This window comes from Paenibacillus sp. FA6 (assembly GCF_051550225.1).
Taxonomy (GTDB): Bacteria; Bacillota; Bacilli; order Paenibacillales; family Paenibacillaceae; genus Paenibacillus_AQ.
Map to the genome: position 1 here is coordinate 5,752,213 of NZ_CP188820.1, position 22,773 is coordinate 5,774,985.

A 22,773-nucleotide genomic window follows, 5' to 3' on the forward strand; every position below is an offset into this window, starting at 1 on the left:
CTATATTGAGGTGAATAATTAATGACAAAATCAATTCCGAATATGTTCACATTAGGGAACTTGGCTCTCGGAATGATTGCGATGATGTTGGCACTGAATGATAAGTTTAGCATGGCGGCGATTATGATTATTATTGCGATGCTGTTAGATGGTCTAGACGGTCGTGTCGCAAGAGCACTGAATGCGCAAAGTGAGTTCGGGAAGGAGTTAGATTCTCTTTCGGATATGGTCTCTTTTGGTGCAGCACCTGCAATTCTGATGTATATGGTTACATTGCAAGGAATGCCGTATTCCATTGCTTGGACAGCTACAGCTATTTTCCCGATGTGTGGGGCATTCCGTTTAGCACGCTTTAATGTTCGAACCGGGGGAACAACAGGCTATTTCATCGGGTTACCGATTCCAGCAGCTGGGGGAGTACTAGCAACATTAACTCTTTTTCATAAGGAAATATCTGGCACTTATATGATTATAATCATGTTGTTGTTATCCTATTTAATGATTAGCAGGGTAAGATATCCTAACTTTAAGAAGATTGGCCTACCTAGAAAGGTAGTTATAGGTGCACCAATCGTCATCGTTATTGCTGTAGCTATTGCAGTGATATATCCAGAACAAATATCCAAGGTAATCTTTATACCACTGGCCACATATGCCGTATATGGTGTGAAGAAAAGTATAGATAGAGCTTTGAGACGCCGTCACAAAGACACGACGGAAGAGGATCCTCTTCATATGGATAATTAATTGAATGAGGTTTAAGCGCCTCGATATATGTATAAATAAAAAGCATTTATTTCATGCCTCTAAGGCAACGAGATAAATGCTTTTTTGTCAAAATATAAGAAAGTATAAGTTTCACTTCATACTCTATTCCTTATATTTCCGCTGAAACGGGTGCTGTCCTTAAAGAAAGGACAGCGAAGCCGTTTCTACTTGTTTTCAAGCATGTATAAATGAATATTAAGACATATTGAATAATCCAAGGGTGGAGCATTTCGTCGATTCTTCTGCAACAACTTCATCCATATTAATATCAAGTAAGTTACAAAGGGCGGACAAATAGAACATATTACGTCCCAATTCCGTGCTGATAAACTCTTTACAGTTTACGCATAATTGACCAGATACGTGAGTTCCTACAACATCTTTCGATGATGCGAGGTTTAACTCAGGTTCAAAAGTTTGTTGGGTGGCATGAATCTCAATACATCCACAGTCAGTGACAGCTTTGACAACGGCCCTATTTAATGATGCACTGCTCTGTCCATTCTTAGACAACACATCAAGTAGGCTGCGGTGACGGAGTAGTAAATCAGATACTTGATTCTGAAATTCCTGTAAACTTAACGAACCCATTTTATCAATCACCTCTAGTATTATGAATTGCATTCATTATATGCCAGTCGTTTACTTATTTTCAACTAGAAAAGCTAAGATCATCCAAAACAGCTAGGTGATCAAGCTATGAAGTGATGAACATAAATTATTATGCGAGGTAGGGTTATCCATCCCTGAACTGGATCATACTGGATAAGGATATGTATGGTAAATATTTTGAAGGAGGTGTGGGTACTGATGTTGAAAAAAGCTATTTTAGCATTCATTGGGCTATGTGGTGTTTGGTTTGGATATGCGGTATATGATTCGCTAGGACGATCATTCCCAGAATCGATTACCCTATTTGGTGGAAGTGGTAGTGTGGGAGGTAGCTTAGCCTTCGCAGCGTTAGGTGCTATTTTATTTATGTTGATTGGGTCTGTGAGTGCAGAAAAGGTGGGTGACAGATTACAGTCATTCGTGAGTTCTTTTTCGAAGATGCCCATGAATGAATTGACGGCGGGTGCGGCAGGATTAACAGGAGGCCTCATACTGGCCTTGTTATTGTATCCTAGCCTTAGATGGCTTGGAACGGCAGGACAGATGCTCGGTGTCGGAGTGACGCTTACATGCGGTTATATGGGGCTTAGAATTGCTATGGAGAAAAGAGGCGAGTTGGCGACTCTATGGACATCAGGAAGATGGAGTCGGGAGGAACTGTCCGATGAAAGAAAATTAGAAGAGCATAAAATTCTCGATACGAGTGTCATTATTGATGGACGGATTGCTGATATCTGTAAGACAGGCTTTATAGAAGGGACGATTGTTATTCCCGAGTTCGTTCTTGAAGAGTTGCAGCATATCGCAGATTCATCGGATCTTCTTAAGCGTAATCGTGGCCGTAGAGGTCTTGATATTTTGAACAAAATCCAAAAGGAATTAGACATTAAGGTGCTGATCTACGAAGGGGATTTCGAAGAAATATCAGAAGTGGATAGTAAACTTGTGAAGCTGGCTAAGGTGTTGAAGGGGAAAGTGGTTACGAATGATTATAACTTAAACAAAGTCTGCGAGCTGCAAGGTGTTTCAGTTCTGAATATCAACGATCTTGCGAATGCGGTTAAGCCTGTTGTTCTTCCAGGTGAGGAAATTATGGTTCAGGTGATCAAAGATGGTAAAGAACATGGACAAGGTGTAGCTTATCTTGATGATGGAACGATGATTGTTGTCGAAGGTGGACGTGATTATATCGGTATGCTGATGGAAGTGTTAGTGACAAGTGTTCTTCAGACCTCTGCAGGACGAATGATCTTTGCGAAACCGAAACTGTTGGAAAAAGCCCAGTAAAAACGGTATGATGGAGATAACTATTTCCTAGTACATGGGAATGAAGACAGGAGTATCATTATGGACAAGAGTCTGGGAATCGTTATTGTATCGGCGGGTAAAGGTTCTCGAATGGGTACTGAAGAAAGTAAACAGTATTTAATGCTTACGGATAAGCCGATTATTATTCATACACTAGAAGTGTTCAATAGGCTTCCTCTGGTGGGTGAGATTGTCTTGGTAACGGGTCAGGATGATGTGGAACGTGCTGAGGCATGGGTACAGGAGTATAACTTGGACAAAGTAGTCAAGGTTATCTCAGGGGGAAGCGAGAGACAACATTCTGTGTATAAGGGCTTATTAGAGATCCACACGGAATGGATCATGATCCACGATGGGGTGAGACCATTTGTGGAAGCGTCCGATATTGAGGCATGTTATGAGATGGCGCTTCGCGTTGGTGCTTCCGTATTAGCTGTTCCTGTGAAGGATACAATAAAGAAAGTTGATGGATCGGGTATTATTGTGGCGACGCCAGATCGTCAAAGTCTGTGGGCTATTCAGACCCCACAGACTTTTCGTGTTTCAGATCTTCTGAAGGCCCATCAAGAGGCACAGAGTATTGGATTCGTAGGGACCGATGACTCCATGTTAGTGGAACGAATAGGCATTCCTGTCGCCGTCGTACAAGGGAGTTATTCTAATATTAAGTTAACGACGCCAGATGATTTAGAGTATGCGGAGTTTATTGAGAAACGTAAGGGAGAGAGATGTTATGATACGAGTAGGGCAAGGGTTTGATGTGCATCAATTGGTCGAGGGCAGGCCATGTATTATTGGTGGGGTTACGATTCCCTATGAGTTAGGATTAGTAGGACATTCGGATGCTGATGTGCTTCTGCATGCGGTCACAGATGCGATCCTTGGAGCGCTCGGGCTAGGGGATATTGGGAAACACTTCCCAGATACGGATCCTCGTTATAAGGATGCCGACAGTCTCAAGTTATTAGAAGAGGTATGGGCTCTTGCCACAGAAAAAGGTTATCAACTTGGCAATATTGATTCTACCATTATTGCTCAGAAGCCGAAGATGGCACCTTATATTCCACAAATAACCGAAGTTATAGCCAAGGCGCTCGACGCTGACGTTACCCAAGTTAATGTGAAAGCGACGACGACGGAGCAATTGGGCTTCGTGGGAAGAGGCGAGGGGATCGCTGCCCAATCTATTGTATGCTTAACCCGAAATATGCTATCATCTTGAAATATAAATAACGTGTAAGATTTACGAAGTGGAGGGATAATAATGACCAATGCAGTGCGCGTACGTTATGCACCGAGTCCAACAGGACATTTACATATTGGTAATGCAAGAACGGCACTTTTTAACTATTTATTTGCTCGCCATCTAGGTGGGAAGTTTATTATTCGAATTGAAGATACGGACCTGAAACGTAATGTAGAAGGTGGAGAAGAGAGCCAACTGAAATATTTGAAGTGGTTGGGTATGGAATGGGACGAAAGCATCGATGTAGGGGGCGAATACGGACCCTATCGTCAAACGGAACGTCTTAGTATTTACCGAAAGTACTGGCAGGAATTGCTGGATAAGGGCGTTGCCTATCGTTGCTATTGTACAGAAGAGGAATTGGAACAGGAGCGGGAAGGACAAAGCGCTCGTGGGGAAACGCCACGTTACTCAGGTAAGCATCGTGATTTAACCGAAGAACAATGTCGTGCTTTTGAAGCGGAAGGTCGTGTAGCTAGTATACGTTTTCGTGTACAGGAAGATATGACTTATACTTTCGAGGATATCGTTAAGGGAAGTATTTCATTCAACACACATGACACAGGTGATTTCGTTATCGTGAAGAAGGACGGAATTCCAACCTATAACTTTGCAGTGGTTATTGATGACCATCTCATGGAGATATCGCATGTATTGCGTGGAGAAGATCATATCTCTAACACACCACGTCAGTTGATGATCTACGAAGCTCTTGGTTGGGATCCACCGCTATTCGGGCATATGACCTTGATTGTGAACGAACATCATAAGAAGCTTAGTAAACGGGATGAATCGATTGTTCAGTTCATTGGGCAGTATGATCAATTAGGATATTTGCCAGAAGCTTTGTTCAACTTTATTTCCTTGCTAGGATGGTCACCTGAGGGCGAAGAGGAGATGTTTGGTAAGGATGAGTTGATCACCATTTTTAATGCGGAACGCTTGTCTAAGAGCCCGGCAGTGTTTGATCAGAATAAATTAGCTTTTATGAACAATCATTATATTAAACAGGCAGACCCAGACCGAATTGCTGAGTTAGCCATCCCGCATCTGCAACGTGCAGGTCGATTACCTGAGGAATTGAATAAGGAACAGGAAGCATGGGCGAAGTTGCTTATTGCACTCTACCAGGAACAAATGAATTCGGCTTCTAACATTGTGGAATTGTCTGAGATGTTCTTCCGTTCTGATATTGAACTGGATGAAGAAGCGAAGGTTATTCTCGCAGAAGAACAGGTGCCAACGGTGTTGTCAGCCTTTCTTGCTAAGCTGGAAGGAACAGATGAGTTTACTCCAGCTAAGATGGCAGTTCTTATTAAAGAAGTTCAGAAAGAAACAGGATTCAAAGGTAAGCAATTATTCATGCCGATTCGGGTGGCTTTGACAGGTCAGATGCATGGTCGTGATCTGAATCAAACGATCTATTTGCTTGGATTAGACACTGTGAAGAACAGATTGAAGTCACAAATCACAGGCTCATAACATAACTTGTGAAAAGGATATTGTGCTAGTATGCTTGATGGAGTATCATGAGACTTGAGATTATATGTGAATAGCTAGGATCAGGAGAAGTACGTTACTGTGGCATTTTCCAGAGAGGATAACCGGGAGAGTTCATACTCCCATAGGGCTGTAAGTTATCCATATGTCGGTAATCGAAATGCGCCTGTGAGCTGATCGATCGAGCGAAGGAGAGGAGTTCATCTCTAACGTTAGATCCTTCCGGGTCGTCATCCGTTATTGGACGCTAAGAAGAGATGCAAGTCATGTTAATATCGTAAATGATTAACGTGATGAACAGCTCAAGCAGAGTGGAACCGCGGTCAACGCCTCTGCAGCATATGCTGCAGGGGCTTTTTTTGATTTTTCTAAGTGATAACATGGACACGAGAAGCGAAATATGGAGAACCGAAAAGTGTCGAAGAGGAGAACGATATGTTTAAGAACATGAAATCAGATATCCAAGCGGTATTTGAAAACGATCCTGCGGCTAGACGATTATTCGAGGTCATCTTCACCTATTCGGGACTTCACGCCATTTGGGCACAGCGGATTGCACATGGCTTCTACAAACGCCGTTGGTTTACAATAGCACGGATCATCTCGCAAGCTAGCCGATTCATGACAGGGATTGAAATTCATCCTGGTGCCAAAATCGGAAATAGATTATTTATCGATCACGGGATGGGCGTCGTTATTGGGGAGACATGTGAAATTGGAGATGACGTGGTGATCTATCAAGGGGTGACTCTTGGAGGGACAGGTAAGGAGAAGGGCAAACGCCATCCTACTATTGGTAATAATGTGGTCATTGCATCAGGAGCCAAAGTATTAGGTTCATTCACGGTAGGTGACCAATCTAATATTGGAGCTAATTCTGTTGTTCTGAAGGAGGTTCCACCCAATAGTACCGTAGTAGGTATCCCGGGTAAAATTGTTAAGAAGGATGGAAGACGCGTTGATCGTCTAAGTCATCAATTACCCGATCCCGTCGTGGATGCTATTCGTCTACTCCAAGGGGAGATTGAAGCGCTTCGTATCGAGCTGGATCATGTGAAGCGGGAAAATCACCAATTACATGGACAAGAATAAGAACAAGAACGAGAGGATTTGAACACATGGCACTAAAAATGTATAATACGCTAACTCGGAATAAGGAACTCTTTGTATCACAGGAACCCGGGAAAGTGAAGATGTATGTATGCGGACCAACCGTATACGATTTTATTCATATCGGTAATGCGCGTCCGATGATTGTATTTGATGTCGTTCGAACCTATCTGGAACAACTGGGTAATGAAGTGAACTACGTTGTTAACTTTACGGATGTTGATGATAAATTAATTCGTAAAGCAGAACAAACAGGTAGCACCGTGCCAGAGGTAGCCGACACTTTTATCGGCGCTTATTATGAAGATCTAGAGGGTCTCGGGTTGACTCGAGCTACGATTAATCCACGTGTCACAGAGAACATTGATTCGATCCTGGAGTTTATTCGGGAGCTTGAGGAGAAGGGATTCGCCTACGAGAAAGGTGGGGATGTATTCTATCGTACTCATAAGTTTAAGGAATACGGTAAGTTATCTCATCAGAACGTGGAGGAATTGCAGTTCGGTATTCGGGTTGGTGTGGATGAGCGTAAGGAGCATCCAGAGGACTTCGTACTATGGAAGGCTGCTAAGCCAGGGGAAATATCTTGGTCCAGTCCATGGGGCGAAGGAAGACCGGGGTGGCATATTGAATGTTCAGCTATGGCTCGTCGATATCTAGGAGACACTATCGATATTCATGGGGGTGGACAAGATTTGCAATTCCCGCATCATGAATGCGAGGTAGCTCAGACTGAAGCGTTAACAGGCAAGACTTTCGCTAATTATTGGATGCACAATGGATATATTAATATAGATAACGAGAAGATGTCCAAGTCGCTAGGTAATGGTATATTGGTCAAGGATTTGCGTAAACAGTATAAATGGGAGTCCATTCGCTACTTTATGCTATCTAGCCAATATCGTAATCCACTGAATTTCAACAATGAGACGATTGATCAAGCGGAGAAGAGTACAGAACGGATTCGCAATGCTGTCAACAATCTCAAACATCGACTAACTTCTGTTGTAGTGGATATGACGGCTGCTGTTGATGAGTCATTACAGGTTAGACTTTCAGATATTCTAGAGATGTATCATGCCAAAATGCAGGATGATTTCAATACACCTGATGCGATTACGGCTATGTTCGAATGGGTGAATGAAGCCAATTCTTTATTACAGCATTCCGTTGTGAAAGCTGTCGATATTTATGCTTTACTGCATGTTTTTGATGAAATGAATCAAGTGTTGAGATTGTACGCTGTGAATGAAGCTGAACTGATCGATGAAGATATTGATAAGCTTATTGTTGAGAGAGAACAGGCTCGTAAGGATAAAAAATGGGGTCGTGCTGATGAAATTCGTGATTTACTTGCTTCCCGTGGAATTATATTAGAAGATACGGCGCAAGGGATGCGTTGGAGACGGAAATGAGCGGGGCGGATGTTCGGAAGCTATTCGAAGGTGGATTATACCCATTTCCCCCCACAAAGAAGGCGAATCTGATCCCACCCATTGTATTAGCTTATATTGGGGATGCCCTTTATGAAGTGGCTGTACGTCAATATCTGATCTCTAAACCGAATTTACGACCTCATCATCTTCATACCTCGGCAACCAAGATGGTATCAGCGAAGGCGCAGAGTAGAATCGTAGCGCATCTTGATGCAGTCTTAACGGAAGAGGAGCGAGATGTGGTTAGACAAGGACGCAACGCGAAGTCGGGAAGTGTTCCTAAGAATGCGGATGTACTGGAATACCGCCATGCTACAGCGTTCGAATCCTTGATAGGGTATCTGTACTACACGGAACAGATAGAAAGAATGAATGAATTAATCCTATTAAGTATTCAGTATATAGAGCAATAGTATATTGAAAATGTATTCTAAAAAATGAAGATGGAGAGAAGGAGGAATAAACAACATGGAAGAGGAAATGATCGCAGGAAAGCATTCTGTTACCGAAGCTCTTCGCTCGGGAAGAAGCATTAATAAGATATGGATATCTGAAAATGCACAGAAGCATTTAATACTTCCTATTATCGCTGAAGCTAAAAAACGTGGGGTTGTTATTCAACAAGTGGACAAACGGAAATTGGATCAACTGGTCCCAGATGTTCAGCATCAAGGGGTGGTAGCTCAAGTTGCCCCATATGAATATGCGGAAGTGGATGACATTCTAGCTATCGCTGAACAAAAAGGTGAAGTACCTTTCCTGATATTGCTTGATGAAATTGAAGATCCTCATAATTTAGGTTCTATTTTACGAACGGCAGACTGTACTGGAGCACATGGTGTCATCATTCCCAAACGTCGTTCTGCTCAAGTGACGGCAACGGTATCTAAGACATCTGCGGGCGCTGTTGAATATGTGCCGGTAGCTCAAGTGACCAATTTAGGTCAGACTATTGATAAGTTGAAAGAACTGGGTATTTGGGTAGTAGGTACTGATGTTGAAGCCGTGCAGGAAATATATGAGACAGATGTATTCGTAGGTCCATTAGCGGTCGTTGTGGGTAATGAAGGCAAGGGTATGGGGCGGTTGATTCGAGAGAAATGCGACGTATTAGTGAAACTGCCTATGGCAGGCAAGATTAACTCGTTGAATGCATCTGTAGCTGCCGGAGTGGTCATGTATGAAGTGCTGCGCCAACGTCGTAAGCCAGAGTAGTTATATATGGCAGACTTGCAGGATGTGCTTCTTGTAGATGCATACAACATGATTGGGGGATGGCCCGAACTTGCCCAATTAGCAACCAAGAACATGCAAGAAGCGAGGGACCGTCTACTCGAGCGACTAGCGAATTATCAGGCATTTTCAGGAAAACAAGTCATTGCAGTCTTCGATGCTTATCGTGTCCCGGGATTAGGGAAGTCCTTCTCTCAGAGTAAAATACAAGTCTTTTTCACGAAAGAAAAAGAAACTGCTGATGAGACCATTGAACGTTTGGTGGGTGAAATGACTCGTAGGCGACGTCAGATTTATGTGGCAACTAGCGATTTAATTGAGCAGCATGTTATTTTTGCTAAGGGGGCGCTTCGCCTATCCGCTCGTGAACTTCTTATTGAAGTTGAGAATTGTGAGCGTGAAATTCAGAAACAGATTGAATTAGATAAGTATGTCTCTAAGGGCAATACACTAGATGCCAAATTGAGTAAAGAGCAGCGGATATTGTTTGAACGTTGGCGACGTGAGTAATTAAAAAGAGTACATTATTAACTTCAAAGTCTTTACAATGTTGTTATAGATGACCTTTACTGGTTATGTTGTGGTTGACGTTCATAGGTTACATAATATATACTGGTGCTATATTTCACAGAGTAACGGTGTACCTTTCGTTGCAACCGGGGGGATTCTGGTGAGTGTCGACCTGAAGGATTTAATGGTGTCAGATTATGTGTCTCTCAGTGATGAGGACATTGTCCAAGCTTTCCGTTTAGGGGAGAGTGAAGCACTCGAGTTCTTGATCAACAAGTATAGAAATTTTGTACGAGCTAAAGCCAGATCCTATTTCTTGATCGGTGCTGATCGTGAAGATATCGTTCAAGAAGGAATGATTGGGTTATATAAATCGATAAGGGATTTCAGAGCGGATAAGCAATCCTCGTTTAAGGCCTTCGCCGAATTATGCATTACAAGACAAATTATTACGGCGATTAAGACAGCTACTAGACAGAAGCATATTCCATTGAATTCATATATATCGTTGGACAAGCCCATTTATGATGAAGATTCTGACCGAACGTTGCTAGACGTTATTTCCGGGACGCAAATATGTGATCCAGAGCAACTAGCTATTAACAAAGAAGAGTTCATGGGTCTTGAAGACAAAATGTCGGAAATTCTAAGTGATTTAGAACGTAAAGTTCTTATGTTGTATTTGGATGGCCAATCCTATCAGGAAATATCGGTAGATTTGGACAGGCATGTGAAGTCGATAGATAATGCTCTTCAGCGTGTGAAACGTAAGTTGGAAAAGTACTTAGAAGTAAGAGATAACTGAACAGACGCTCAGATTAGAAAGGCTCGCTGATGAGTCTTTTTTTTATCACATGTTGGAATGCAAATGTTTAGACCCTGCAAGAATGACGATACTAGTACATGATTGCGGGCGGCTCTTGATGTAGAGAGAATAGGATTGTGACGATTTCTAGTAGCGAGAGTTCAAAAAGTGGGTTTTTTGAGCAACCTCTAAAGTGGGAATATGTGGTTATGAATGAGGCCAATCTTTCGTTGACATGATATGAGCCATGTGATAGAGTGATTTAGGTAAGCCTAAAATTCGCGTGGTTTTAATGAATAAGAGAGCAAAAGTCATCTTGTATTCTTTCTTATTCATCTCGCAGAAACGGCTTTTTCTTTCAGCGATGGAAGTGAAACTGTTTCTAATTGGGATCAATATAGAGTCTTCTTAAGGGAGACATCTACGGGAGGTGCACATCATGCGGGTAATTATCACTTTGGCTTGTACAAATTGCAAACAAAGAAACTACGCAACCACGAAGAACAAGCGGAATCACCCCGACCGCATGGAGATGAAGAAGTTTTGTAAGTATTGTAACGAGCAAACTCCTCATCGCGAAACCAGATAAGATAGTCTTATTGGAGGTGTAGTCGGCGTGAAACGCAACTTCAAGTCAATTTTTTCCTTTTTCTCTGAGAGCTGGGCTGAACTTAAAAAGGTTCGCTGGCCTAATCGTAAAGAACTGACGAACTATACTCTTATAGTTATTGGTACGGTTACGTTTGTCACGATTTATTTTTGGGTGCTCGACATCGGTATTTCCGCTGTGATCGAAGCGATTATTTAAGAAGGGTCCCAGGTGGCTTGATATGGATATGGAAAAAAGCTGGTATGTTGTTCATACTTATTCAGGGTATGAGAATAAGGTGAAAGCCAATTTGGAAAAACGCGTAGAGTCAATGGGTATGGAAGATAAGATATTCCGTGTTCTTGTTCCGATGGAAGAAGAGATTGTAAACAAAGACGGTAAGATTAAAACTGTCATGCGTAAAGTTTACCCCGGATATGTCATTGTCGAAATGATCCAGACTGATGATTCTTGGTATGTTGTTCGCAACACACCAGGAGTGACAGGTTTCGTTGGTTCAACAGGCTCGGGTTCTAAACCTACAGCCCTGCTTCCAGAAGAAATGGAGCAGATTCTCAAACATATGGGAATGAATGAACCGAAACCCCTTGTCCAATTTGAGCTTAAGGAATCCGTTAAAATTAAAGTCGGTCCTTTTGCGAATTTTGTTGGCTCCGTGGAAGAAATTTTGGTAGACAAGAGTAAGGTCAAGGTACACGTTAATATGTTTGGACGGGAAACCCCAGTTGAGTTGGATTTCGACCAAGTGGAGAAGATTGATTAATCTTTAGGTTTCTTGTGGGAGGGCAGCGATGTCCGCTTAACCACTATTGAGTCAAGGAGGTGTTTTACATGGCAAAAAAGGTAATCAAAATTGTAAAACTGCAAATTCCTGCAGGTAAAGCGAATCCGGCACCACCGGTAGGTCCAGCATTGGGTCAAGCAGGTGTCAACATTATGGCATTCTGTAAAGAGTTCAATGCTCGTACAGCAGATCAAGCTGGATTGATTATTCCAGTAGAGATTTCGGTGTTCGAAGATCGTTCCTTTACATTCATCACCAAGACTCCTCCTGCTGCAGTTCTACTTCGCGTAGCTGCAAAGATCGAGAAGGGTTCTGGCGAACCGAACAAGAAGAAGGTTGCTACAGTTAATCGTGCAGTAGTACGTGAAATTGCTGAGCAAAAAATGCCTGACCTTAATGCTGCATCCGTTGAGGCTGCTATGCGTATGGTTGAAGGTACTGCCCGTAGTATGGGTATCACAATCGAAGAATAGTTTTAGGTTTTTCTACGACACGCAGGTCTGAATATGACCAGCATATGTGGGAGGAATTTCCGCTAAAACCACAAAGGAGGAACATTTCATGGCTAAACATGGTAAGAAATATCAAGAAGCTGCTAAGCTAATTAATAGCGAAACAGTATATGAGCCTTCAGAAGCCGTAGCATTGGTGAAAAAGGTAGCGACTGCTAAATTTGACGAAACTGTTGAAGCAGCTGTTCGTTTGGGTGTAGACCCTCGTAAACAAGACCAAGCCGTTCGTGGTGTAGTTGTCTTGCCTCACGGTACAGGTAAAACGCAACGCGTATTGGTATTTGCAAAAGGTGAAAAAGCGAAGGAAGCGGAAGCGGCTGGCGCAGATTTTGTTGGTGATCTTGATATGATCAACAAAATTCAACAAGGCTGGTTCGATTTCGATGTCTGCGTAGCTACACCTGACATGATGAGTGAGGTTGGTAAACTGGGTCGTCTGCTTGGTGGTAAAGGTCTAATGCCTAACCCTAAAGCTGGCACAGTTACTTTTGATGTTGCTAAGGCTGTTCAAGAAATTAAAGCCGGTAAGATCGAATATCGCCTTGATAAAGCAGGTCAAATTCACGCGCCAATCGGTAAGGCTTCATTCACTGAAGAACAGTTGAATGAGAACCTTAGTTCATTGATTGAAGCGTTGAACCGTGCAAAACCAGCATCTGCTAAAGGTGTGTATCTGAAGGGGATTGCTATTTCCTCGACGATGGGTCCAAGTGCACGTGTGAGCGCAGCTTCTTACAAATAAGATTATTATATTGACTTGTTCAATGTAATTTGATAATATGTAAAAGTTGTTGTGAATGACTTGGTGCTAAATTATAAAGTTGAATATGCTTACCGTAGACAGTAGGTGCCTGTGGCATAATTTCCTACCGAGGTGTTGTGATAGAACGTCAGTAATGGTTGGACGAAAGTCCTTGCAAATGATGATTCATCAGGCCTTCGTAGATTCTGCGGAGGCTTTTTAAATGCCTAAGTAGAGTAGTCAGTGGTATGAAATACTGCTGCATAGTAATCGATCAGGAGGTGTAGAGAATGGCAAATGCAAAAACTATTCAAGCTAAACAAGATGCGGTTGATATCGTTACAACAAAGTTACGCAAAAGTGTAACAACGGTTGTTGCAGACTATCGCGGATTGAACGTTACTCAAATCACTGAATTGCGTAAGCAACTTCGTGAAGCGGGTATTGAAATGACAGTATTGAAAAACTCTTTGTTGCGTCGTGCGACTGCTGCTACTGAACTTACAGAATTGGATGAGGTTCTAGTTGGTCCAACTGTTGTAGTGTTTGGTGGAGAAGATGTTGTAGCGCCTGCAAAAATTCTTAACGATTTTGCTAAGAAGAATGTTGCATTGGAATTAAAGGGTGGCGTAGTTGAAGGTAAAGTCGTAAGCGTTGATCAAATTAAAGCGTTGGCTGAACTTCCTTCTCGCGATGGACTTCTTTCCATGCTTCTCAGCGTATTACAAGCGCCTGTGCGTAACTTCGCACTTGTTGTTAAAGCTGTTGCTGAAAAAGAAGATCAAAGCGCGTAAGCACTTTGATCCTCGTAGATTCCGTAATAAACAAAATATTTTAATATAAAATGGAGGTTCCACCATGACTAATGAACAAATTTTAGAAGCTATTAAAGGTATGTCCGTATTGGAATTGAACGACCTTGTTAAAGCAATCGAAGAAGAATTCGGAGTAACAGCAGCAGCTCCAGTAGCTGCAGCAGGTGCTGTTGCAGCAGTTGCTGAAGAGCAATCTGAATTTGACGTAATCTTGACTGGCGCTGGCGCTTCTAAGATTAACGTAATCAAAGCAGTTCGCGAAATCACTGGTCTTGGCTTGAAAGAAGCAAAAGACTTGGTAGATAACGCTCCAAAAGCATTGAAAGAAAAAGTATCTAAAGAAGAAGCAGAAGCTGTACAAGCGAAATTGGTAGAAGTAGGCGCTTCTGTAGAAGTGAAATAATATCTATTACTAATTTCTGTGAGCAGCAATGCTTACACATATTTCAAAGAAATAAACCCCTTGAATTTAGTTCAAGGGGTTTGTTTCTAATTAAAGATTCGGAGGATTAGCATGCCACAGCATTATTATTCGAACCAACCGGAATCGGAGCATGATCGCAGGACAATTGATGAGCAATTAAGAGGGCTGAACTATCGATTTATAAGTGATGCTGGAGTGTTCTCGAAAAAAGGTGTAGATTTCGGTAGTAAAGTATTGATTGAAGCCATGGACTTGCCGGTTGGAGCTGAGGTACTTGATGTGGGATGTGGTTATGGCCCGATTGGACTTACGGCGGCACGGTTAGTAGAGAATGGACATGTGACCATGCTAGATCTCAATACTAGAGCGATCGAACTAGCTAAAGAGAACGCTCAACTGAACGGGATTACGAATGTCTCTATCATGGAAAGTGATTTGTTCGCAGCAGTGAAAGGGAGAAGCTTCGATGTTATTCTAAGTAATCCTCCAATTCGTGCGGGTAAGGAAACGGTTCATGCTATATTTGAGCAGGCGTATGATCATTTGCGAGAAGGTGGAGCGCTGTGGATCGTTATTCAGAAGAAGCAGGGAGCTCCATCCGCAAAGGAAAAGTTAGAAAAGTGTTTCGGAGAAGTGCAAGAAGTGACGAAGGAAAAAGGATATCGTATATTCAAGGCCGTAAAACCTTGGAATAATCCGCAATAAGACTATTGACTTAACATTTCAGATGTGATACTATTGTGGAATGTCAGTATTAGGATAGGCTTCTTGTCTTTAGTTTGCTCAAATATGTTGGCCTATGTTAGTTAAATAACATAGACAATATATATCTAAGTGTGGTATGTGGATGTAGAGCTAGTCTATTGAGTTTGAGGTCTGTGTGATGAAAGACCCACTGGAAGGTGCTCCTTGTTCGGAAGATTTCGGGTAAGGGCTTTTCTTCATTTGTGGGAGTTCCTCTGTATGGTTTCATTATAAATGTCCAAACAGAGGTTCGCAATGTATTTTTAAAGTGAGTAGACATGAGGGGTGAGTTAAAGTTGGCGGGACATCTTGTTCAGTATGGTCGACGCACTCGGCGAAGTTATGCACGAATTAACGAAGTACTCGAAATTCCGAACCTGATTGAAATCCAAGAGAAATCTTATGATTGGTTTCTGGAGGAAGGATTACGGGAGATGTTTCACGATATTTCGCCGATCCAAGATTTCACAGGTAATTTGGTTCTGGAGTTTATAGACTACAGCCTTGGTGAGCCTAAATATAACATGGACGACGCTAAAGAGCGTGACGTTACGTATGCGGCTCCGCTACGCGTTAAGGTAAGACTCATTAATAGGGAAACAGGAGAAGTCAAGGAACAAGAAGTGTTCATGGGCGACTTCCCATTGATGACGGAGACTGGTACATTTATTATCAACGGTGCAGAACGGGTAATTGTCAGTCAGTTGGTACGCTCTCCTAGCGTCTATTTTAGCACCAAAATCGACAAGAATGGTAAAAGGAATTACACAGCAACTGTGATCCCTAACCGTGGAGCATGGCTTGAACTGGAAACAGATGCGAAGGACATTATGTATGTCCGTATTGATCGTACTCGTAAAATACCAGTAACAGTTCTACTTCGCGCACTAGGCTTTGGTAGTGATGCTGAAATTTTAGATTTGATAGGTGACGATCCATATATCCGTAATACACTGGACAAAGATAACACGGATTCAACGGAGAAAGCGCTCATAGAAATTTACGAACGTCTTCGTCCGGGTGAGCCTCCTACTCTTGATAATGCAAAGAGTCTATTGGTAGCTCGGTTCTTTGATCCGAAACGTTATGATCTAGCTAATGTAGGTCGTTACAAAATTAATAAAAAACTACACATTAAGAATCGCTTGTTCAATCAAAAATTGGCGCAGAATCTAGTTGATCCGGAAACAGGAGAAATCTTAGCTGAATCTGGTCAAATGGTAGACCGCCGCTTGTTGGATGAATTGATTCCTTACTTGGAAAAAGGCGTTGGCCTTAAGACTTATCATGTAGCTAACGGCGCACTTGATGCGGGTGAAGTTCCACTTCAAAGCATCGATGTCTTTTCTCCTATTGAAGAGGGTAAGGTTATCAAAGTGATTGGTAATGCTAATATTGATAAATCAGTTAAGAATATTACACCGGCTGATATTATTTCATCCATCAGCTACTTCCTTGACTTGCTTCAAGGTGTAGGGAATACAGATGACATTGACCACTTAGGTAACCGTCGTTTGCGTTCTGTTGGTGAGTTGCTTCAGAATCAATTCCGCATAGGACTTTCAAGAATGGAACGTGTTGTTCGTGAAAGAATGTCTATTCAGGATGCGAACGTTATTACGCCACAAGCGTTGATTAACATTCGACCTGTTATTGCATCTATTAAGGAATTCTTCGGTAGTTCACAGTTGTCACAATTTATGGACCAAACCAACCCACTTGGTGAATTGACGCATAAACGTCGTCTATCCGCTTTGGGACCCGGGGGTCTGACTCGTGAACGTGCTGGTTTTGAAGTTCGTGACGTCCATCCGAGTCATTATGGCCGGATGTGTCCAATCGAAACACCGGAAGGTCCGAATATCGGGTTGATTAACTCATTGTCTACATTTGCCCGTGTTAATGAATATGGTTTTATTGAAGCGCCATATCGTTGGGTAGATCCAAAGACAGGTATTGTTACGGAACATATCGATTATCTTACTGCTGATGAAGAAGATAACTACATTGTCGCTCAGGCGAACGCTATATTGACAGAAGATAGTAAGTTTCGGGATGATACTGTTATCGTACGTTATAACAAACAAGCGGACAATATCCTAACGATGCCAAGTGATCGTGTCGATTATATGGATGTATCTCCTAAGCAAGTGGTATCGGTCGCTACTGCACTGATTCCGTTCCTTGAGAACGATGACTCCAACCGTGCGTTGATGGGATCTAACATGCAGCGCCAAGCGGTGCCGCTTCTAATTCCTAAGGCGCCATTGGTTGGTACAGGGATGGAACATAAAGCAGCGAAAGATTCTGGTGTATGTATTGTATCCAAGTATGACGGTATTATTGAACGATCTTCTGCCAATGAGATTTGGGTGCGCCGTGTTGAGGTTGTAGACGGCAATGAAGTGAAGGGTGATATCGAGAAACATAAACTCCATAAATTTATGCGTTCGAATCAAGGAACCTGTATTAACCAACGTCCAATCGTTAACAGAGGAGATGTTGTGAAAAAAGGGGACATCCTTGCAGACGGACCATCTACGGAAATGGGCGAACTTGCTCTTGGACGTAACGTAGTGGTTGCATTCATGACATGGGAGGGTTACAACTACGAGGATGCCATCCTTCTAAGTGAGAAGATGGTTAAAGAAGACGTATATACTTCAATTCATATTGAAGAATATGAGTCCGAAGCTCGTGATACGAAGCTGGGACCTGAAGAAATCACGCGTGATATCCCTAACGTTGGGGAAGATGCGCTTCGGAATTTGGATGAGCGAGGTATTATCCGCATTGGTGCGGAGATCAGCGCTGGAGACATCCTAGTTGGTAAAGTTACACCGAAGGGTGTGACGGAGTTGACTGCTGAAGAACGTCTACTTCATGCTATCTTTGGTGAGAAGGCTCGTGAAGTGCGTGATACCTCTCTACGTGTTCCGCATGGTAGTGATGGTATTATCGTGGACGTGAAGGTGTTCACCCGTGAGAACGGCGATGAATTGCCTCCAGGTGTTAATCAAATGGTTCGTGTGTATATTGCGCAGAAACGTAAAATTTCTGAAGGTGACAAAATGGCAGGGCGCCACGGTAACAAAGGTGTTGTAGCTCGTATTTTGCCTGAAGAAGATATGCCGTTCCTTCCAGATGGTACACCAGTTCAAGTTGTACTGAATCCGTTGGGGGTTCCGTCTCGTATGAACATCGGTCAGATCCTTGAGGTACACATTGGTATGGCGGCAATGCGCCTTGGTATCCATGTGGCAACGCCGGTATTTGATGGTGCGAATGAAGAAGATGTGTTCGATACAATGGAAGAATCAGGTATGCAACGTAATGGTAAGACGAGATTGTATGATGGACGTACGGGTGACTTGTTTGAACGTGAAGTTACTGTAGGCGTCATGCATATGATCAAGTTAGCACATATGGTTGATGATAAAATCCATGCTCGTTCTACAGGTCCTTACTCTCTCGTTACACAGCAGCCGCTGGGTGGTAAAGCTCAGTTCGGTGGTCAACGTTTCGGAGAGATGGAAGTGTGGGCATTGGAAGCTTACGGTGCCGCTTATACACTGCAAGAAATATTAACGGTTAAATCCGATGATGTTGTTGGCCGGGTGAAAACGTACGAATCCATCGTCAAAGGTGAGAATGTACCGGAACCAGGTGTTCCAGAGTCATTTAAGGTTCTAATTAAAGAACTTCAATCCCTTGGTATGGATGTTAAGATTCTTAGTGGTGATGAACAAGAAATCGAGATGAAAGAACTCGATGACGAAGATGAGGTATCGGGCGATAAGCTGAGCCTCAACTTGGAAAGCGCAGAAGTCGGACGGGAATAAAAGAAATGTGATCGGCGGTTGGGCTTGCCTTACTGCCCGACTCACGTTGTTTAATAATTTAGTACTAGATTAAGGAGGGTTGCTCCTTGTTGGACGTTAATAATTTTGAATACATGAAAATCGGGCTTGCTTCTCCCGAGAAGATTCGATCATGGTCCCGCGGAGAAGTTAAAAAACCGGAAACGATTAACTATCGTACGCTTAAACCGGAAAAAGAAGGCCTATTCTGTGAAAAGATCTTTGGCCCAACGAAAGACTGGGAATGTCACTGTGGTAAGTACAAGCGTGTCCGTTATAAAGGCGTTGTATGTGATCGTTGTGGCGTTGAAGTCACACGGGCGAAAGTGCGTCGCGAACGTATGGGACATATCGAACTTGCTGCTCCTGTATCTCATATCTGGTATTTCAAGGGAATTCCAAGCCGGATGGGTCTAGCTTTGGACATGTCACCAAGATCACTTGAAGAGATCATATACTTCGCATCATATGTTGTAACAGATCCTGGTGAAACTCCACTGGAGAAAAAACAACTCTTGTCTGAGAAAGAATATCGTAGCTATCGTGAAAAATATGGTTACGGATTCCATGCTGGCATGGGTGCGGAAGCTGTCAAAAGACTTCTGCAGGATATTGAAGTGGATAAAGAATTAGTGTTCCTGAAAGAAGAACTGCGCACAGCACAAGGCCAACGTCGTAATCGTGCGATTAAGCGCCTTGAAGTCATTGAAGCATTCCGTAACTCTGGGAATAAGCCAGAGTGGATGGTCATGGATGTGCTGCCGGTTATTCCTCCTGAGCTTCGTCCGATGGTACAGTTGGACGGCGGACGTTTCGCAACGTCTGATCTGAACGACTTATATCGCCGTGTTATTAACCGTAACAATCGGTTGAAGCGTCTACTTGATCTCGGAGCACCTGACATTATCGTTCAGAACGAGAAACGTATGCTTCAAGAAGCTGTAGATGCTCTAATTGATAATGGCCGTCGTGGTCGCCCAGTTACAGGTCCTGGTAATCGTCCATTGAAATCTCTAAGCCACATGCTTAAAGGTAAGCAAGGACGTTTCCGCCAGAACTTACTAGGTAAACGTGTTGACTATTCTGGTCGTTCCGTTATCGTCGTAGGTCCGTATCTGAAGATGTACCAATGTGGTCTTCCTAAGAAAATGGCGTTGGAACTGTTCAAGCCTTTCGTAATGAAGGAATTGGTTAATAAAGGTCTTGCTCATAACATTAAGAGTGCCAAACGCAAAGTTGAACGCGTAAGCCCAGAAGTATGGGATGTACTCGAAGAAGTTATTAAAGAGCATCCAGTGTTACTGAACCGTGCTCCTACGCTTCACCGATTGGGAATTCAAGCGTTTGAACCGATCTTAGTTGAAGGTCATGCTATTCGACTTCATCCACTCGTATGTACGGCTTACAATGCCGACTTTGATGGTGACCAAATGGCTGTTCACGTTCCATTGTCTGCTGAAGCTCAGGCGGAAGCACGTATTCTTATGTTAGCATCAGGTAACATACTGAATCCGAAAGATGGTAAACCAGTCGTTACACCTTCACAGGATATGGTTCTAGGAACCTACTACCTCACGATGGATAACAAAGAGGAAAAAGGTACTGGGTTGATACTGAGAACTGTAAACGAAGCTGTATCTGCATACCAACGGGGCATAGCTGGTCTACATGCACGTGTAGCGATTCCTGTTAAAGCTCTAGGTAAGATCAACTTTACAGAGAAGCAGCAAGGTGCAATGTTGTTGACAACGATCGGTAAAATTATTTTCAATGAGATCTATCCAAGTAGTTTCCCCTACATCAACGAAGCCACACGTGAGAACTTGTTCCAAGGGACTCCTGAACAATACTTCGTGTATGATAAGGGTGCGGATATTCGTAAGCTAATGATGGATCTTCCAATAGCTTCGGCAGTAGGTAAAGAATATCTAGGGGAGATCATCGCTCGTTGTTTCGAGACGTACCATACAACGGAAACATCGATTATTTTGGATGACATTAAGGAACTTGGGTTTACGTATTCTACACGTGCGGGAATTACCGTTTCTGTGTCTGACGTTATAGTTCCTGAAGAGAAGGACGGGATTCTTCGCGAATCTGATGCGAAGGTTGCTGTTGTTACGAACCAGTATCGTCGTGGCTTGATTACAAATGAAGAGCGATATGACAGAGTTATTGATATTTGGTCCAAGACGAAAGATGAGATTACAGATGTGCTCATGAAATCGATGGATCGTTATAACAATATTATGTTGATGGTTGACTCTAAAGCCCGTGGTAACAAATCGCAAATCACGCAGTTGGGTGGTATGCGGGGTCTGATGGCCAACCCATCAGGACGTATCATAGAGCTTCCAATTAAATCGAACTTCCGTGAAGGATTGACTGTACTAGAGTACTTCCTATCTACTCACGGAGCGCGTAAAGGTCTTGCCGATACTGCACTGCGTACAGCCGATTCAGGTTATCTAACACGTCGTCTCGTTGACGTAGCACAAGATGTCATTGTGCGCGAAGAGGATTGCGGCACGGATAAAGGATTTAGCGTTGCTAAGATTCAAGATGGTAAAGAAGTTATTGAGGATCTTTATGACCGTATTGAAGGACGTTATTGCTTCGAGACCGTTCGCCATCCAGAGACAGGTAATATTATTGTTAAGCGTAATGAACTGATCGACTCTGATAAAGCGAGTGCAATTGTCGAAGCTGGCGTTGAGAAACTTCAAATTCGTTCTGTTCTCAGCTGTCGTGCTCGTCATGGCGTATGTAAGACTTGTTACGGACGGAATCTAGCTACTGGTAAACACGTTGAGATTGGTGAAGCGGTTGGTATTATCGCGGCACAATCTATCGGTGAGCCAGGAACTCAGCTTACGATGCGTACATTCCATACCGGTGGTGTTGCCGGAGACGATATTACACAAGGTTTGCCGCGTATTCAAGAGCTCTTTGAAGCACGGAATCCGAAAGGTCAAGCAACAATCAGTGAAATTGATGGTGTTGTTAAAGAAATTCGGGAAACCAAAGATCGTCGTGAGATTGAAATTCAGGGTGAAGCTGAGACAAAAACGTACCTGGTTACTTACGGCTCTCGTCTTCGCGTTAGCGAAGGGCAAGAGATCGAAGCTGGTGACGAGTTGACGGATGGTTCGATTGACCCGAAAGAAATCTTGCGGATCAAAGGTATTCGTGGCGTACAGAACTACATTCTACAAGAAGTACAACGCGTATATCGTAACCAAGGTGTAGAAATTAATGATAAACACATTGAGGTTATGATTAAGCAGATGCTTCGGAAGATTCGAATTGTTGATGCTGGAGAGACTACACTTCTTCCAGGTGCATTCTCGGATATTCATGAATATGAAGCAGCTAATAAAGTGGCTATTCTATCTGGTAAAGAACCAGCAGTGGCTAAACCAGTCCTTCTTGGAATCACAAAAGCTTCTCTGGAGACCGATTCATTCTTGTCGGCTGCATCTTTCCAAGAGACGACTCGCGTATTGACAGATGCCGCTATCAAGGGTAAAGTCGATAAGCTTCTCGGCTTGAAAGAAAATGTTATTATCGGTAAGTTAATACCTGCGGGTACAGGTATGAATCGTTACCGTAGTGTGACATATGCTGATCCAGAAGGGGTTAAGAAAGATAAAGCGGCAACGGAACCTGTTACCGTAGAATAAACTTAGTGGGTTGCATTGAAGTCATGATGTAAAGTACATGGCTTCAATGCACCAACTATTATAAACAAAGA

Annotated in this window: 22 protein-coding genes and 1 other annotated feature; of the genes, 21 read left to right on the plus strand and 1 reads right to left on the minus strand. The window is 42.9% G+C overall.

The window, feature by feature from the left end:
* The first annotated feature begins 21 nt into the window (after positions 1–21).
* Positions 22–747 (plus strand): CDP-diacylglycerol--serine O-phosphatidyltransferase, encoded by a 726-nt coding sequence (gene pssA / locus ACP8HI_RS25765; RefSeq protein ID WP_438348944.1) that lies wholly within the window; start codon positions 22–24, stop codon positions 745–747.
* A gap of 216 nt (positions 748–963) precedes the next feature.
* Here pssA and ACP8HI_RS25770 read toward each other — a convergent pair whose 3' ends face one another.
* Positions 964–1,359 carry a DUF1573 domain-containing protein gene (locus ACP8HI_RS25770; RefSeq protein ID WP_438348945.1) on the minus strand — a complete coding sequence of 132 codons (396 nt, stop codon included), beginning with the start codon at positions 1,357–1,359 and terminating at the stop codon, positions 964–966.
* A 219-nt stretch (positions 1,360–1,578) separates the two neighbouring features.
* On the opposite strand from ACP8HI_RS25770, the gene ACP8HI_RS25775 reads away from it, so the two are divergent.
* The 20 genes from ACP8HI_RS25775 to rpoC all read left to right on the plus strand — a co-directional run bounded on the left by ACP8HI_RS25775 (position 1,579) and on the right by rpoC (position 22,702).
* Positions 1,579–2,667, plus strand: a complete 1,089-nt coding sequence (locus tag ACP8HI_RS25775; protein WP_438348946.1) for a PIN/TRAM domain-containing protein — start codon at positions 1,579–1,581, stop codon at positions 2,665–2,667.
* Positions 2,668–2,727: 60 nt separating this feature from the next.
* Positions 2,728–3,447 carry a 2-C-methyl-D-erythritol 4-phosphate cytidylyltransferase gene (ispD, locus tag ACP8HI_RS25780; RefSeq protein ID WP_438348947.1) on the plus strand — a complete coding sequence of 240 codons (720 nt, stop codon included), beginning with the start codon at positions 2,728–2,730 and terminating at the stop codon, positions 3,445–3,447.
* A complete protein-coding gene (gene ispF, locus ACP8HI_RS25785) occupies positions 3,422–3,910 on the plus strand; it encodes a 2-C-methyl-D-erythritol 2,4-cyclodiphosphate synthase (RefSeq protein WP_438348948.1) in 489 nt (162 codons plus the stop codon). The genes ispD and ispF overlap by 26 nt, the downstream gene beginning before the upstream one ends.
* A gap of 42 nt (positions 3,911–3,952) precedes the next feature.
* The gene (gltX, locus tag ACP8HI_RS25790; protein ID WP_438348949.1) at positions 3,953–5,416 is read left to right on the plus strand and encodes a glutamate--tRNA ligase; all 1,464 of its coding nucleotides are present in this window, start codon (positions 3,953–3,955) and stop codon (positions 5,414–5,416) included.
* Positions 5,417–5,809: 393 nt separating this feature from the next.
* Complete coding sequence (gene cysE, locus ACP8HI_RS25795) at positions 5,810–6,526, plus strand: serine O-acetyltransferase (RefSeq protein WP_438351997.1); 717 nt, start codon at positions 5,810–5,812, stop codon at positions 6,524–6,526.
* A gap of 26 nt (positions 6,527–6,552) precedes the next feature.
* Positions 6,553–7,959, plus strand: coding sequence for a cysteine--tRNA ligase (gene cysS, locus ACP8HI_RS25800; RefSeq protein ID WP_438348950.1), 1,407 nt, complete (start codon positions 6,553–6,555; stop codon positions 7,957–7,959).
* The gene (locus ACP8HI_RS25805) at positions 7,956–8,393 is read left to right on the plus strand and encodes a Mini-ribonuclease 3 (protein WP_438348951.1); all 438 of its coding nucleotides are present in this window, start codon (positions 7,956–7,958) and stop codon (positions 8,391–8,393) included. The genes cysS and ACP8HI_RS25805 overlap by 4 nt, the downstream gene beginning before the upstream one ends.
* A gap of 55 nt (positions 8,394–8,448) precedes the next feature.
* On the plus strand, positions 8,449–9,195 hold the full coding sequence (rlmB, locus tag ACP8HI_RS25810) for a 23S rRNA (guanosine(2251)-2'-O)-methyltransferase RlmB (protein ID WP_438348952.1): 747 nt from the start codon (positions 8,449–8,451) through the stop codon (positions 9,193–9,195).
* A 6-nt stretch (positions 9,196–9,201) separates the two neighbouring features.
* Entirely contained in the window at positions 9,202–9,723 is a 522-nt protein-coding gene (locus ACP8HI_RS25815; protein ID WP_438348953.1) for an NYN domain-containing protein, read from the plus strand.
* A 160-nt stretch (positions 9,724–9,883) separates the two neighbouring features.
* On the plus strand, positions 9,884–10,528 hold the full coding sequence (sigH, locus tag ACP8HI_RS25820) for an RNA polymerase sporulation sigma factor SigH (RefSeq protein WP_438348954.1): 645 nt from the start codon (positions 9,884–9,886) through the stop codon (positions 10,526–10,528).
* 439 nt (positions 10,529–10,967) lie between these two features.
* Positions 10,968–11,117 carry a 50S ribosomal protein L33 gene (gene rpmG / locus ACP8HI_RS25825; protein WP_082865682.1) on the plus strand — a complete coding sequence of 50 codons (150 nt, stop codon included), beginning with the start codon at positions 10,968–10,970 and terminating at the stop codon, positions 11,115–11,117.
* A 27-nt stretch (positions 11,118–11,144) separates the two neighbouring features.
* Complete coding sequence (secE, locus tag ACP8HI_RS25830; RefSeq protein ID WP_438348955.1) at positions 11,145–11,336, plus strand: preprotein translocase subunit SecE; 192 nt, start codon at positions 11,145–11,147, stop codon at positions 11,334–11,336.
* 28 nt (positions 11,337–11,364) lie between these two features.
* Positions 11,365–11,901, plus strand: coding sequence for a transcription termination/antitermination protein NusG (gene nusG, locus ACP8HI_RS25835; protein WP_438351998.1), 537 nt, complete (start codon positions 11,365–11,367; stop codon positions 11,899–11,901).
* Positions 11,902–11,969: 68 nt separating this feature from the next.
* Positions 11,970–12,395 (plus strand): 50S ribosomal protein L11, encoded by a 426-nt coding sequence (gene rplK / locus ACP8HI_RS25840; RefSeq protein WP_438348956.1) that lies wholly within the window; start codon positions 11,970–11,972, stop codon positions 12,393–12,395.
* 88 nt (positions 12,396–12,483) lie between these two features.
* Positions 12,484–13,176: a 50S ribosomal protein L1 gene (gene rplA / locus ACP8HI_RS25845; protein WP_438348957.1), complete on the plus strand. Its 693-nt coding sequence runs from the start codon at positions 12,484–12,486 to the stop codon at positions 13,174–13,176.
* A gap of 74 nt (positions 13,177–13,250) precedes the next feature.
* Positions 13,251–13,407 (plus strand) — a sequence feature (ribosomal protein L10 leader region).
* Positions 13,408–13,466: 59 nt separating this feature from the next.
* Positions 13,467–13,970, plus strand: a complete 504-nt coding sequence (gene rplJ / locus ACP8HI_RS25850; protein ID WP_438348958.1) for a 50S ribosomal protein L10 — start codon at positions 13,467–13,469, stop codon at positions 13,968–13,970.
* A gap of 64 nt (positions 13,971–14,034) precedes the next feature.
* A complete protein-coding gene (gene rplL, locus ACP8HI_RS25855) occupies positions 14,035–14,394 on the plus strand; it encodes a 50S ribosomal protein L7/L12 (RefSeq protein ID WP_438348959.1) in 360 nt (119 codons plus the stop codon).
* 111 nt (positions 14,395–14,505) lie between these two features.
* Complete coding sequence (locus tag ACP8HI_RS25860; RefSeq protein ID WP_438348960.1) at positions 14,506–15,120, plus strand: class I SAM-dependent methyltransferase; 615 nt, start codon at positions 14,506–14,508, stop codon at positions 15,118–15,120.
* A gap of 335 nt (positions 15,121–15,455) precedes the next feature.
* Positions 15,456–19,001, plus strand: a complete 3,546-nt coding sequence (rpoB, locus tag ACP8HI_RS25865) for a DNA-directed RNA polymerase subunit beta (RefSeq protein WP_438348961.1) — start codon at positions 15,456–15,458, stop codon at positions 18,999–19,001.
* An 86-nt stretch (positions 19,002–19,087) separates the two neighbouring features.
* Entirely contained in the window at positions 19,088–22,702 is a 3,615-nt protein-coding gene (gene rpoC, locus ACP8HI_RS25870; RefSeq protein WP_438348962.1) for a DNA-directed RNA polymerase subunit beta', read from the plus strand.
* Positions 22,703–22,773 lie beyond the last annotated feature (71 nt).

What these genes read in the sequence shown, in the direction of transcription:
- rplK (WP_438348956.1), top strand. Translation starts at nt 11,970, where the DNA reads ATGGCAAAAAAGGTAATCAAAATTGTAAAACTGCAAATTCCTGCAGGT.
- ispF (WP_438348948.1), top strand. Translation starts at nt 3,422, where the DNA reads ATGATACGAGTAGGGCAAGGGTTTGATGTGCATCAATTGGTCGAGGGC.
- ACP8HI_RS25815 (WP_438348953.1), top strand. Translation starts at nt 9,202, where the DNA reads ATGGCAGACTTGCAGGATGTGCTTCTTGTAGATGCATACAACATGATT.
- ACP8HI_RS25770 (WP_438348945.1), bottom strand. Translation starts at nt 1,359, where the DNA reads ATGGGTTCGTTAAGTTTACAGGAATTTCAGAATCAAGTATCTGATTTA.
- cysS (WP_438348950.1), top strand. Translation starts at nt 6,553, where the DNA reads ATGGCACTAAAAATGTATAATACGCTAACTCGGAATAAGGAACTCTTT.
- rlmB (WP_438348952.1), top strand. Translation starts at nt 8,449, where the DNA reads ATGGAAGAGGAAATGATCGCAGGAAAGCATTCTGTTACCGAAGCTCTT.
- nusG (WP_438351998.1), top strand. Translation starts at nt 11,365, where the DNA reads ATGGAAAAAAGCTGGTATGTTGTTCATACTTATTCAGGGTATGAGAAT.
- gltX (WP_438348949.1), top strand. Translation starts at nt 3,953, where the DNA reads ATGACCAATGCAGTGCGCGTACGTTATGCACCGAGTCCAACAGGACAT.
- ACP8HI_RS25805 (WP_438348951.1), top strand. Translation starts at nt 7,956, where the DNA reads ATGAGCGGGGCGGATGTTCGGAAGCTATTCGAAGGTGGATTATACCCA.
- ACP8HI_RS25860 (WP_438348960.1), top strand. Translation starts at nt 14,506, where the DNA reads ATGCCACAGCATTATTATTCGAACCAACCGGAATCGGAGCATGATCGC.
- rplA (WP_438348957.1), top strand. Translation starts at nt 12,484, where the DNA reads ATGGCTAAACATGGTAAGAAATATCAAGAAGCTGCTAAGCTAATTAAT.
- rpmG (WP_082865682.1), top strand. Translation starts at nt 10,968, where the DNA reads ATGCGGGTAATTATCACTTTGGCTTGTACAAATTGCAAACAAAGAAAC.
- rplL (WP_438348959.1), top strand. Translation starts at nt 14,035, where the DNA reads ATGACTAATGAACAAATTTTAGAAGCTATTAAAGGTATGTCCGTATTG.
- rplJ (WP_438348958.1), top strand. Translation starts at nt 13,467, where the DNA reads ATGGCAAATGCAAAAACTATTCAAGCTAAACAAGATGCGGTTGATATC.
- pssA (WP_438348944.1), top strand. Translation starts at nt 22, where the DNA reads ATGACAAAATCAATTCCGAATATGTTCACATTAGGGAACTTGGCTCTC.
- ispD (WP_438348947.1), top strand. Translation starts at nt 2,728, where the DNA reads ATGGACAAGAGTCTGGGAATCGTTATTGTATCGGCGGGTAAAGGTTCT.
- ACP8HI_RS25775 (WP_438348946.1), top strand. Translation starts at nt 1,579, where the DNA reads ATGTTGAAAAAAGCTATTTTAGCATTCATTGGGCTATGTGGTGTTTGG.